Annotated in this window: 9 protein-coding genes; 5 read left to right on the top strand and 4 right to left on the bottom strand. The window is 58.7% G+C overall.

The window, feature by feature from the left end:
* Positions 1 to 48: 48 nt before the first annotated feature.
* The 4 genes from PQR63_RS06215 to PQR63_RS06200 all read left to right on the top strand — a co-directional run bounded on the left by PQR63_RS06215 (position 49) and on the right by PQR63_RS06200 (position 4,780).
* Positions 49 to 1,827, top strand: coding sequence for a GMC family oxidoreductase (locus PQR63_RS06215; protein WP_408166542.1), 1,779 nt, complete (start codon positions 49 to 51; stop codon positions 1,825 to 1,827).
* Positions 1,824 to 3,158: a c-type cytochrome gene (locus PQR63_RS06210; RefSeq protein ID WP_408166540.1), complete on the top strand. Its 1,335-nt coding sequence runs from the start codon at positions 1,824 to 1,826 to the stop codon at positions 3,156 to 3,158. The genes PQR63_RS06215 and PQR63_RS06210 overlap by 4 nt, the downstream gene beginning before the upstream one ends.
* 213 nt (positions 3,159 to 3,371) lie before the next feature.
* Entirely contained in the window at positions 3,372 to 4,166 is a 795-nt protein-coding gene (locus PQR63_RS06205) for a thymidylate synthase (RefSeq protein ID WP_094564895.1), read from the top strand.
* 374 nt (positions 4,167 to 4,540) lie between these two features.
* Positions 4,541 to 4,780 carry a hypothetical protein gene (locus PQR63_RS06200; protein WP_408166538.1) on the top strand — a complete coding sequence of 80 codons (240 nt, stop codon included), beginning with the start codon at positions 4,541 to 4,543 and terminating at the stop codon, positions 4,778 to 4,780.
* Positions 4,781 to 4,822: 42 nt separating this feature from the next.
* Here the strand turns inward: PQR63_RS06200 and PQR63_RS06195 are convergent, their stop codons facing one another.
* The 4 genes from PQR63_RS06195 to PQR63_RS06180 are packed head-to-tail and all read right to left on the bottom strand — an operon-like array spanning position 4,823 to position 11,757.
* Positions 4,823 to 6,310: an efflux transporter outer membrane subunit gene (locus PQR63_RS06195; protein WP_408166536.1), complete on the bottom strand. Its 1,488-nt coding sequence runs from the start codon at positions 6,308 to 6,310 to the stop codon at positions 4,823 to 4,825.
* A gap of 43 nt (positions 6,311 to 6,353) precedes the next feature.
* Entirely contained in the window at positions 6,354 to 7,601 is a 1,248-nt protein-coding gene (locus PQR63_RS06190) for an efflux RND transporter periplasmic adaptor subunit (protein WP_408166534.1), read from the bottom strand.
* Positions 7,598 to 10,183 (bottom strand): glucans biosynthesis glucosyltransferase MdoH, encoded by a 2,586-nt coding sequence (gene mdoH, locus PQR63_RS06185; RefSeq protein WP_408166532.1) that lies wholly within the window; start codon positions 10,181 to 10,183, stop codon positions 7,598 to 7,600. The genes PQR63_RS06190 and mdoH overlap by 4 nt, the downstream gene beginning before the upstream one ends.
* Complete coding sequence (locus tag PQR63_RS06180) at positions 10,156 to 11,757, bottom strand: glucan biosynthesis protein G (RefSeq protein WP_408166530.1); 1,602 nt, start codon at positions 11,755 to 11,757, stop codon at positions 10,156 to 10,158. Before PQR63_RS06180 ends, mdoH begins: the two co-directional genes overlap by 28 nt.
* Before the next feature lie 382 nt (positions 11,758 to 12,139).
* Here PQR63_RS06180 and PQR63_RS06175 point away from each other — a divergent pair, with 382 nt between their 5' ends.
* Positions 12,140 to 12,643 carry a dihydrofolate reductase gene (locus tag PQR63_RS06175; RefSeq protein WP_408166528.1) on the top strand — a complete coding sequence of 168 codons (504 nt, stop codon included), beginning with the start codon at positions 12,140 to 12,142 and terminating at the stop codon, positions 12,641 to 12,643.
* Positions 12,644 to 12,874: the final 231 nt, after the last annotated feature.

The following is a 12,874-nucleotide window of genomic DNA, read 5'->3' as shown; positions in this document are numbered from 1 at the left end:
CAGAACGCCGGAAGAACAAAACAACATCGCAATCCGAGGAACAAGAAAATGGCTGATATCACCAAACCAAAAGTCAATGTCGTGCTGGTCGGCATGGGCTGGACCGGCTCCATCATGGGGATGGAACTGACTGACGCAGGCCTGACCGTCGTCGGCCTGGAGCGCGGCGAAAACCGTGACACCAATCCCGATTTCGCCTATCCCAAAATCGCCGACGAGCTGACCTATGCGGTGCGCTACAAGCTCATGCAGAACCTGTCGAAGGAAACCGTGACGGTGCGCCATTCGATCAACGACGACGCACTGCCGTACCGGCAACTGGGTTCCTTCCTGCTGGGCGATGGTGTCGGTGGCGCCGGTGTGCACTGGAACGGCATGACCTGGCGCGCCTATGACGCTGAACTGCAAATCCGCACTCACTACGAACAGCGCTACGGCAAACGTTTCATCCCGGTCGACATGACGATTCAGGACTGGCCGATGACCTATGCCGAGCTGGAACCGTTTTACGATCGCTTCGAATACATCGCCGGCGTCTCCGGCAAGGCAGGCAACATCAACGGCCAGATCATCGAAGGCGGCAATCCCTTTGAAGCACCGCGCAAGCGCGACTATCCGGTGCCGGCGCTGAAGGACAACGCCCCCGCCAACCTGTTCGCCAAGGCCGCGCGCGAAGTCGGCTACCATCCGTTTCCGATTCCTGCGGCCAATGCATCGCAGGCTTATCAGAACCCGTACGGCATGCAGCTCGGCCCCTGCAACTTCTGCGGTTACTGCGAACGCTTCGGCTGCTACATGTATTCCAAGGCGTCGCCTCAAACCTGTATCCTGCCGGCGCTGCTGAAGAAACCCAACTTCGAGTTGCGCGACAAATCCTATGTCACCAAGGTCAACCTCGACAGCGATGGCAAGCACGCCAGCGGCGTCACCTATATCGATGGACAAGGCCGCTCGGTCGAGCAACCTGCCGACATCGTGATCCTGTGCGCCTACCAGATGCACAACGTGCGCCTGCTGCTGTTGTCCGGCATCGGCAAACCGTATGACCCCAAGACCGGCGAAGGCGTGGTCGGCAAGAACTACGCGTACCAAAAGAACAGCTCGGTATCGGTCTTCTTCGACAAGGACGTGGCGATCAATCCGTTCATCGGTGCGGGTTCCGGCGGCCAGGTGTTCGATGACTTCAATGGTGACAACTTCGACCACGGCCCGCACAACTTCGTCGGCGGCGCCTATGTCAGCGCGATGGTCACCGGCGGCCGGCCGATCGGACAATCGATGGTGCCGGACGGCACGCCTAAGTGGGGCAGCCAATGGAAAAAAGCGCTGAAGGATAACTACCTGCATTCCTTCAATATCGGTACCGAAGGCTCGGTCATGGCCAACCGCGAAAACTATCTCGATCTCGACCCGACCTACAAGGACGTCTATGGCGTGCCGCTCTTGCGCATGACCTACGACTGGAAAGACAACGAAGTGCGCATGTCGCAGTTCGTCACCGAAAAAGCCGCACTGGTCGCCAAAGCCATGAACCCGAAAGCCTTCACGCCGCACCCGCCTAAATTCGGCGATCACTACGACGTACGACCGTACCAGACCACGCACACCACCGGCGGCGCCATCTGCGGCGACAAGCCAAGCAACAGCGTGATCAATAAATACCTGCAATGCTGGGACGTGCACAACGTCTTCGTGATGGGCGCCAGCGCCTTCCCGCAAAACTGGGCCTACAACCCGACCGGCATGGTCGGCGCACTGGCTTACTGGTCGGCTGCCGCGATCCGCGAACGCTATCTGAAAAACCCCGGCCCGCTGGTGCAAGCATGAGCGCCCGCTTCTTCGGGCAGGTGTTGTTTGCAAGCTCGGTTGCAGCAACGCTGAGCGTGTCTGGCCAAGCATCTGCGCAAACAGTCAATCCCACACCGTCGACGCCCCAGCCTGAGCAGATCCAGCGCGGCGAATATCTCGCCCGCGCCGGCGACTGCATGGCCTGTCACACGGTCAAAGGCAAGGCACCCTTCACCGGCGGGCTGGCGATGAACACGCCGTTCGGCACCATCTATTCCACCAACATCACGCCGGACAAGCAGACCGGCATCGGCAACTACAGCTACGACGATTTCTCTTCTGCACTGCGCAAGGGCAAGCGCAAGGACGGCAGCCGCCTGTATCCGGCGATGCCGTATACCTCGTTTGCCAAACTCAGCGACGAAGACGTCTCTGCGTTGTACGCCTATTTCACGCAGGGCGTGAAGCCAGTGCAGCAAGACAATCCAAAGACGGCGCTGCCCTTCCCGTTCAACATGCGCATCCTGATGGCGGGATGGGACATGCTGTTCTTCAGCGACAAACCCTTCAAGGCTGACACCACGCAGAGCGTCAACTGGAACCGCGGCGCCTATCTGGTGCAAGGCTTGGGCCACTGCGGTGCCTGCCACACGCCGCACGGACGCCTCGGTCAGGAGCAATCGCTGGACGGCGGCAGCGACAGCTTCCTCGCCGGCTACACGCTGGACAACTGGCACGCACCGAGCCTGCGCAACGACAAGGACGGACTGGGACGCTGGAGCCAGCAGCAAATCGCCACCTACCTGCGCACTGGTCGCTCAGAGGACGGCGCAGCCTTTGGCGCGATGAGCCAGGTCATCAATGACAGCACGCAGTATCTGAACACCGCCGACTTGCAGGCAATCGCTGAATATCTCAGCAGCTTGCCCGGCAAAAAGTCAGGTAATGCCATGGCCGGCAATACGAAAGCTGCCGCCGCATCCAATGCTGCCGGCGCAGATCAACCAGCCACGCTGGAACTGCGATCAGGCAAGCTGCAGACTGCCGGTGCGACGGTGTATCTCAACAACTGCAACGCCTGCCATCGCTCGGACGGTACCGGCGCAATGAAGGCCTTTCCGGCGCTGGGCAAGAACGCAGTCGTCAATGTCGACGACCCGACCTCACTGATTCATATCGTGCTGGCGGGTAGCGCGATGCCTTCCACCAAGTCGGATCCTTCGGCGATGGGGATGCCTGGATTCGGGTGGCGCCTGAGTGATCAGGAAGTTGCGGAGGTGGTGAGTTTTGTTCGTGGGAATTGGGGGAATCACGGAGGTGTTGTGACTGCTGATCAGGTGACTGCTGTGAGGAAGGCTACGCAGAAGTAAGCTTTAGTTTTTGTGTTTTGTTCCGACTTTGCTTTTCGGTTGCTTCAGCTTTTCTTTCTTCGATCACGCGTGCCGGGGGTAGCCCGGCAAGGTCGTCCGAAGAAAGAAAAGCATCAGCTACAAACAAACCGAGTCCAGCCAAGACGCCTCCCAAAAACAAAGCTGCCTCCCAAATAAGTTACAATCCCCCTCATTCCATCAGCACCAACCCCCATGCGCCAATACCTCGATTTCATGCGCCATGTCTACGAACATGGCACCGAAAAAACCGACCGCACCGGCACCGGTACCCGTTCTGTCTTCGGCCACCAGATGCGCTTCAACCTGCAGGAAGGCTTCCCCCTCCTGACCACCAAGAAGCTGCATATCAAGTCCATCGTCCATGAACTGATCTGGTTCCTGGCCGGCTCGACCAACATTGCTTATCTGAAAGAAAACGGCGTCAAGATCTGGGATGAATGGGCAGATCCGGAAGGCAATCTGGGGCCAATTTATGGCTACCAATGGCGCTCCTGGCCTGCACCGAACGGCGAGCATATCGACCAGATCGCACAAGTCGTCAGCCAGATCAAGAACAACCCGGATTCGCGCCGCCTGATCGTGTCGGCGTGGAACGTGGCCGACATCCCGCAGATGAAGTTGCCGCCTTGTCATGCGTTCTTCCAGTTTTATGTGGCCGACGGCAAGCTGTCTTGCCAACTGTATCAGCGCAGCGCCGATATCTTCCTGGGCGTGCCTTTCAATATCGCATCCTACGCGTTGCTGACGCACATGGTCGCGCAACAGACCGGCCTCGATGTGGGTGACTTTGTCTGGACCGGCGGTGACTGCCACCTTTACTCCAACCACATGGAACAGGTGCAGGAACAACTTGCCCGCACGCCAGGCCCGTTGCCAAAATTGCAAATCAATCGCAAGCCGGAAAGCATCTTCGACTATCAATTCGATGACTTTGAAATCACCGGCTATGAAGCACAGGCGCACATCAAGGCACCGGTCGCCGTCTGACGCGTTCAACTGCTCTGCCAACACGCCTGCCCGTTCGCAGGCGTTTTTTTTCGCCTGCGGAAAATATAGCAGCGGAAACTACACCCGCTGTCTTTAAATCAAATTGGTGCTTAGCTCGGGCCTGTTAACAATCAACTTGCGAGTGCGAACGCGCGGCAGGCGTTGACTGCCTAGGCGCAGCGACGCGACATAGCGGTGCTATCGAAGTTGCAAGCCCTTGGAGCTGCAACAACGGCAAGCGGTGCCTGTAGCCGTTCCCGGAGGGAACGCACCTCGCAAATTGATTGCTAACAGGCCCTAAGTTGTAATAGTTATTTCACTTACCGCAGCGCAGCATCTATAGTGCATCGAGAGACATTCAAAAGGATTCCGTCATGCGCAACCTTCCGAAATCAATTTCCTTTCTGACATCGCTCGTGGTGATTGCCGTGCTGGCGCTGCCCGGCTTACCGCAGTGGGATGCCTTTGCGTTTGCCGCAGCAGTGGCGATGGCGGGATTGGGATTGCTGTATCCGTGGGCCTTGTCCCGTGAACAAACGGAGGCCGGTCACGAGGTGCAGCGTGCTATGCAAGAGGTTGATGTCGGACCGGCCACGACTGCCATCCTGTTCTAAGCTTTTTCAGTATCGTCTGTTGCCGGTATGAGTCCCTGAATATCAGGAAGCAGCGCCAGCCTTCTCAAGCGTGCCGCCGGAACCCGTTGCCGGATTGCCGCTGGGCACATCATCTTTCCATCCTCCACCCAAGGCCTTGTAGAGCGAGACCGTTGCCTGCAGACGTTGCAACTTGATCTGCCCCAGCTGGTTCTGCGCTTCCGAGAGTATCCGTTGCGTGTCCAGCACCACCATCAAATCTTCGGCGCCGACGCGATAGCGAATTTCGGATAATTCAAACGCAAAGCGCGCCTGGTCGACTTCCTGATTTTTGAGGCGGTAGCGTTCTTCCAGACTGCGAATTGCACCCAGCGATTTTTCCACTTCCGACAAGCTGCTGACAACTGCCGAACGGTAGACCTGCACCAGCTCCTGCTTTTGAGCAATCGCCAGATCGCGCTGGCTGCTCAGGCGGCCTGCATCAAAAATCGGTGCGGTCAATGATGCCCCAAGATTGGCCAGCAGATTAGGGCCGTCGAACAATGACAACAAGGCATTGCTTTGCGCGCCGGTAGAACCGGTCAGGCGGATACTCGGAAACAAGGCTGCGCGTGCGACGGCGACGTTGGCATTGGCTTCAGCCAGACGTGCTTCGGCGCGGCGAATGTCAGGACGGCGCGTCAACAATTCTGACGGCAAACCGGGGGCGATCTTCGGCATCTGGATCGCAGCCAACCCCTTTTCATTGACGACAAAGCTTTGCGGCGGGCGACCGAGCAAGGTCGCCAATGCAGTCTGAGCGTCGCGCTCTTGCTGCATCAGATCGGGGATCGCAGCCTGTTGATTCGCCAGCGCGGAACGCTGGCGCGCAAGATCAAGCGGCGATGCAGCGCCCGCGCGGCTTTGCGACTCAACCAACTTCAACACGCGCTGGGCGTTGGCAACGTTTTGCTGGGCGATTTGCAACCGGTCACGCAGCGACAACACTTGCAGAAACGTTGAGACGATACCGCTGGTGACGGTCAGCGCGACGGTTTCGCGATCGTAGATATTGGCACGCAACGAGGCTTCGGCGGCAGCAAGGCCGGCTTTATTCTTGCCCCAGAAATCGACTTCGTAGTTGATCTCCAACATGCCGCTGGCAGAAGTCGTTGCAGTGCCACCGCTCAATGGCAGACTACGGTTGGCACTGGAGGCGATGTCGGCATCCGGCAACAGCGGCGCGCCGGCGATACGGGCGTTGGCTTCTGCCTGGCGTATGCGCGACATGGCGGCGGCGATTTCAAAATTGTTATTCTGCCCTTCGATGACCAGGCTGCTCAACTCCGCGCTGCCGAACTGCTTCCACCAATCGGCGTCGAGAGCGATCTGCTGCGCACTGTCGGCCCCGGCCGAAGATGGAGAAACGGAAGGATCGCTCCACTGCTTCGGCACGTCCACTTTTTGCACAGGCTCGACGTCCACCTGGGTCACGGCGCAACCGGCCAACATCACGGCCATGACGGCGGCGCTGATTGGCTTCATCGAATAATCACCGGAGAAAAACGCCATGAAAAACCTGTAGCAAGAATGAGAGCTATAAGAGCTGAAAAAACTAACCGGCCTTGTCGCCGGTACGTGTCGTGGATGCTGCTGCCGGTGATGCAGGCAACAATACCTGCTCCCCCTCTGCCAACCCGGAAATAACCTGCGCCTTGTCGGCGTTACGGATACCGATCCTGACATCGCGCGTTTCGAGCTTCCCGTCAGCGTGCAATATCTTCAGCTTTTGCATGCCTTTGTTGTCCGGCTTGACCACCAGCGACGCAGGAATCGTCACCGCGCGCTCCACTCTGGACAGCACGAAGAAAACATCCGCCGTCATACCCGCCATCAATTCACGGCTGGGGTTGGCGACGTCAAACAAGACCGTGTAAAACGCTTTCTTGCCTTGCCTGCCGGAATCGTCCGCGGGCAGCAGCATGATCTGCCGCAGCTTGCCTGCCCAACGTTTTCCTGGATAGCCGGGAGTGCTGAAATACGCGGTCATGCCCTTGTGCAGTTGCGTGACGTCCTCCTCAGCCACACGTGCCTGCACACTCATCTTGCTCAGATCCGAGATGCGCATGAGAACATCCTGATTTGCAGACAAGGCTTGGCCGATACGCGCCGACAAGGCCACCACAGTACCGCTGATGGGGGCGACGATCTTGGTCTGCTTTTGTACCGCTTCGTCTTCCTTCATGGTCGCATCGAGCTGTTGGATCTGTGCGTTGATGGCATCGACTTTGGCCGCGGCGGAATACATACCCATGCGGCTGGATTCGAAGGCTTCTTCGCGTGTGGCGTTCTCTGCCTTCAACTGAGTCTGACGCTGAAATTGCAACTGGGCGAAATCGAGCTGGGCATTTTGTCCCGCCAGTTCGGCCTTGAGGCGCGCCATCTGAGCACGGTTGTTTTCGGCACGGCCGGCCTGCACCACGGGCGAGATAGCAACCAGCAATTTGCCTTCCTTGACCGTTTCACCGATACCAACATAAACGTCCGAAATCTGACCGGTGACCTTGGTGCCGACGTCGACATAACTCTGCATGGCGACGTTGCCGGTGGCGTTGACGACTTGCTCGATGTCGGCGCGTTCGGCGATGACGGTTTCCAGCCTGACCGGCACCGGTTGCGGGTGACGCTGACGGTAACCGTACCAGCCCACCACACCGGCAGCCACCACCAACAATAAAGCCAGCGCGCTCCAGCCGCGGCGAATCAGCTTGCGCCGACGCTGATCGGGTACCGCCGCCGGATCGGCCAGGTGGCGATTTTCTGCGGTCATATCGGACATGTCTTCCACGTCGTCTCTCCTCATTTCGCCGCCATCCAGGATGAGTGCCGCGTCGGTTGACTCCAGACTGCCAGATGCAGCTCCGACAACAGGCGCGGATCATCCAGCAACGTGTGCTTCTGCTTCTCGGTCAAAACGCCGGGACCGCGACGCAATGCCTGCAGCACCAGCGAATCGCCCGCGCCGCGACTGACTGCCGGCATGCGCGGATGACCATGCGCGCTGGCGCACACCAGTGCATTGACGGACGGATCAACGACGGCATCGATAAAGCCCGGCAACGGCGCGGTCGCATTCAGATGCGAAACGGTGTCGCGCAACTCGCGTGGCGCATCGACTTCTTCCGGAATCGAGAACAGTTTGGAACGGCGGAACAGACGCCCGAAGGACACGCGACTCGACAGCACCGACAGCGGCACTGACAAAGCCAGCGAACCGGCGATCGGCATCAGCCACCAGATGAACGAGGGATTGAGCCAGTACACCACCGCACCCCACGCAACACCGAGTACCGAATGTACGCCGTGGCGGCGGAAGGCCTCACCCCAGCCGGTTTCATTGTCGGCGCGCGGCGGCGACTTCCAGCTCAAGGCCCAGCCGAGGAAAGCGCCAAGCACAAAGCGTGTATGGAACAGCATGCGCACCGGCGCCAGCATCATCGAGAACAGCAATTCGATGAACATGCTCAGCGTCACGCGCACGGCACCACCGTAGCCTTTTGCCCCCTTGGCGATGATGAGCAGCACGCTGAGAATCTTCGGCAGGAACAAGATCGTTGCTGTGGCCGACACCAGCGCCAGGGCCTTCTCGGGATGCCACTCAGGCCAGATTGGGAACAACTGGCGCGGCTCGACGAAGTATTGCGGATCGATCAGCGTATGGGTTGCCAGCAGCACCGTCGACAGTGCCAGGAACAAGGCCCACAACGGTGCCGACAAGTAAGCCATCACACCGGTGACAAACACGGCACGATGCACGATGTGCATGCCGCGCGCGAGGAACAGGCGGAAGTTCATCAGATTGCCCTGGCACCAGCGACGATCGCGGCTGAGCTCGTCGAGCAGGTTGGGCGGCATTTCTTCATAGCTGCCGTCGAGGTCATAAGCGATCCACACCGACCAGCCGGCGCGACGCATGAGCGAGGCTTCGACAAAGTCATGCGAGAGAATCGGCCCCGACAGATTACCGTCGCCAGGCAACGGCGCCAGCGCGCAATGCTTCATGAACGGCTCAAGGCGAATGATGGCGTTGTGGCCCCAATAATGCGACTCACCCAGCTGCCAGTAATGCAAGCCGGCAGTGAACAAGGGGCCGTAGACACGCGTCGAGAATTGCTGGATACGCGCATACAACGTATCGCGTCCGGCAGCGCGCGGCGCCGTCTGGATGATGCCCGCACTCGGATGGGTTTCCATGAGGCGCACCAGTGTCGACAGGCATTGACCGCTCATCACGCTATCGGCATCGAGTACCAGCATGTAACGATAATCAGCACCCCAGCGGCGGCAGAAGTCATCGATGTTGCCGCTCTTGCGTTTGACGCGGCGACGGCGATGACGATAAAAGATGCGGCCGAATCCGCCGACGTCCTTGCACAGATTGGCCCAGGCTTGCGTCTCGGCGGCGCAGATGTCGGACTCGCCGCTGTCGCTGAGAACGAAGAAATCGAAACGGTCGAGATCGCCGTGGCGTTCCACCGATTCATAGGTCGCACGCAAACCGGCAAACACGCGCGCCACGTCTTCGTTGCAGATCGGCATGACGATGGCGGTGCGTGCTCCCGGTGCAATCCATTTAGGCCCGGCTTGTTCGTGCGAGATCAGATAAGGATCGTCGCCGCGCATGAGCACGAGGAAACCCGTCATGGCCGTCCAGAAACCCGCCGACACCCAGCAAAACAGCAAGGCGAACAAGGCCAGCACCACCATCTCCAGCGGTTTCTCGCCGTGATAGGGCAAGACGTCGCTCATAAAATAGGTTGCCAGCGCGCTTTGCATCAGCATCAGGATCAGCAACACAATGCGGCGCACGTTGCCGCTGTGCGTCCAGTAGCCGCGTGGATCGGGTGAATCAGGCAAGTCCAGCGTGTCTTCGATGAAGACCGGTTCTTTTGGCGGCAGGCCCTTGCGACGGGCAGCGCGCTGCTCGAACTTGCGCGTGGCTTCTTCCACCCAACGTGAGAGCGGATTGAGCGTGCCCCATGGACGCGGAACCATGGATTTGCGATTGATGGGAGGTGCGACCTTGAGATCGTCGCCGGGGCCGGGGACAGCTGTGCTGTTTGCCGGGACCTTTGTGGCGATGGCATTGACAGCCGCTTGCGGGTACAGCAGTTCAAGGCGCGCAGCAACCGAGTCGTGCGCGGGATTATCGGATGCGTTTCTGGATAGATTTACAGATCGATTTACAGACGCGCCGGACAAGCCACGCTCGCCCGCCAGCAGTCCATGCAGATCGCGCATGGCGTCGCCGGAATCCAACTCGCCCGCACGGGCGGCCAGATCCTGGCGCTGCTCAGGCGTCAGCGGCAGGCGGTCGAGATAGCGCTCCAGTCGTTGCGATGTTTCAGAGGCTTGCCTCAGTTGGGGGGTAATATGTAGCTCCACGTTTCAGACAGGGTTGCGCCGGGGCCGTTTTGCGCAGCGTTCCTCAGGAATCCACGCAGTTCGACCGGCTTGTTATCTTCATTGCGGCGCAATTTCAACTCCATGCGCCAGCCGCCGGAGACGTCATTGCGGCGGGTCGTCACGCTGACCACCTTGCCGTTGCCGTCACTCTCCACTGTCCCCTCCACCCTGGCATTGGCCGGCAGTTTCTTGAGTGCCGTGCCGTCGAAGTCTATTGACATGCCTATCGTATCGTCGCTCTTGGCGCGGTAGCCGTGACCGAAGCGCGTTTGCGCAACCCAGGCCAGCGGCGGTTTCTTTTCTGCATCTTTTTGCCAGTACATCTTGTACTCGACGTTGAACGGCTGACCTTGCTTGGGCATGCTGTTCGGCATCCAGTAGGCAACGATGTTGTCGTTGGTCTCGTCCGGTGTCGGGATCTGCACCAGCTCAACCCGGCCCGCGCCCCACTTGCCCTTCGGCTCGATCCATGTGCTTGGACGCGCTTCGTAGTGATAGTCCAGATCTTCATAGCTGGAAAACTGGCGATCTCGTTGCATCAGACCGAAACCGAGCGGATTGTCGAGACTGAAGGCCGTCACCAGCAAGCGCTTCGGATTAACCAGCGGACGCCAGATCCATTCGCCGGTGCCGGACTGAATCGACAAGCCGTCGGAATCATGTACTTCCGGACGGAAATCATCCGCAGGACCGTTCTGATTCTCACCGAAGAAGAACATGCTGGTCAGCGGCGCAATGCCGAGCTTGGTGACGTTGGCGCGCAAATACAGCTGCGCCTTGACGTCGATCGTCGTGTCCACGCCGGGACGCAGAACAAAACGATAAGCGCCGGTCGCACGCGGCGAGTCCAGCAACGCATAGATCGTCAACTCCTTGTCACCCGGGTTCGGCCTGCTCAGCCAGAACTCGGTAAAGCGCGGAAACTCCTCGCCCGAATACAGCGCCGTATCGATCGCCAGACCGCGCGCCGAGATACCGTAACCCTGGCCCTTGCCCATGGCGCGGAAATAGCTCGCACCGAGGAAGGTCAGGACGTCGTCCTTTTCCTTGGCCGAATTGACCGGATAGCGGATGCGGAATCCGGCAAAGCCGATGTTGCGCACACGGCGCGCATCGATGCGCGTATGGCTGTAATCGAACAAACCCGAATTGAACGCGATCTCGCGCACGCCGCCTCCGACGATTTCATTGACGCGCACCGGCTCGACGTAAGCGCCGCCCTGATGAACAAAAGACAATTCAAACGGCAGCTTCTCTGGACGCCAATAGGCGCGGTCTTGCTTGAAATGCAGCTGATTGGCCTGCTCGTAGCTGAGATCCTTGATTTCCTTCGGCAGCTTGTCGGCGGGCTTTTTGTACGACTTGCCGGCCAGCGCCTTGGCGCGCACGGCAACGTCGTTGAAGTCGAACGCCGCTGCGTTGTTTCCATAAAAAGCCAGCAGCGCGGTCAGCGCAACCGGCAAGAGTGCTTGAACAGCCTGCCCCACGAGACGGGACGGAGACGAGATGGCAGCGGCTTTCAGAGCGCCGCGCCGATACAAAGATAAAAACATTGGATTTCCGTCTGACATGCAGTTTTTCTTATCCGATAACGCCCCTCCGGCATTTCGAAAGATGGCGTAGTTTACCCAATGTTGCGCAAGTTGGCCCAAGAGTTGAGCTGAAGAACTTTCGCTACGCCCTCTTGAAATCCTCGAAACGCCATGGCGGCGCAGCATATGACAATTTCTCGACAGTTGCTGAAAAGAACCATCGCTGGCGGAGTGCTGGCCAGGTTCTTTGCTTACCGGGGATACCTCTATAAGGGCAATTCCTTCCCAGAAAGTTCCATGACGGCCGGGCTGTCCTGTAACATGACGCCCTCAGAACCTGTTCAAGGCGGTGCGGCGCAACACGATGCCCGCCAACTTCCGGCAATCCTACACAAGTATCGGCATGTCACCTACACCTTCCGCCTCCGGCGCACTGTGCGTCATCGTCGCCACCGACAACAAACACGGCATCGGCATCAACAACACCCTGCCCTGGCATTTACCGGAAGATCTGGCGCATTTCAAGCGCACGACCTCCGGCCATCCGATCATCATGGGCCGCAAGACCTTCGACTCCATCGGACGTCCCCTGCCGAATCGCCGTAATATCGTCATCACGCGCAATCGCGAGTGGTCGCATGCCGGCGTTGAAACAGTATCATCTTTGCAAGATGCGGCGGCATTGGTGGCAGGCACTGACTCCTTCATCATCGGCGGCGCCCAGATCTACGCCGAATCGCTGCCGCTGGCCACACGCCTGATCGTCACCGAAATCGGCAAAAGCTTCGACTGCGACGCTTTCTTTCCGGCCATCGATCACCAGCTGTGGCAAGAGGTGGCGCGTGAAACCCACCGCTCCGAAAGTCAGGAATTTGACTACGCATTTGTGACATACGAAAGACGCTGAACGCGTCAGGGCAGTTTTTGTTGTTTTTCCCTGATTTTCGGCTAAATCGGTTTTAGTTTTCGCCCCATCATTTCTCGATTTCTGCGAAAATTCGGCTTCTTTTTTGGAACCTGTCTCCTCAGCTTTCTAGCCGCAATCCGGCACGACGGCTTGACTAACAGGTTCATGAAGGTTCTGCTAGGCTGGAAGCCGTATGAAATCCATCGCGCTTCCCTATTTGCAGCGACATTG

The sequence above is a fragment of the Herbaspirillum rhizosphaerae genome (assembly GCF_046025915.1).
GTDB classification, from domain to species: domain Bacteria; phylum Pseudomonadota; class Gammaproteobacteria; order Burkholderiales; family Burkholderiaceae_D; genus Herbaspirillum; species Herbaspirillum rhizosphaerae_A.
Note: the sequence above shows the minus strand (reverse complement) of the source record. Positions and strands in the feature narration are given on the sequence as shown.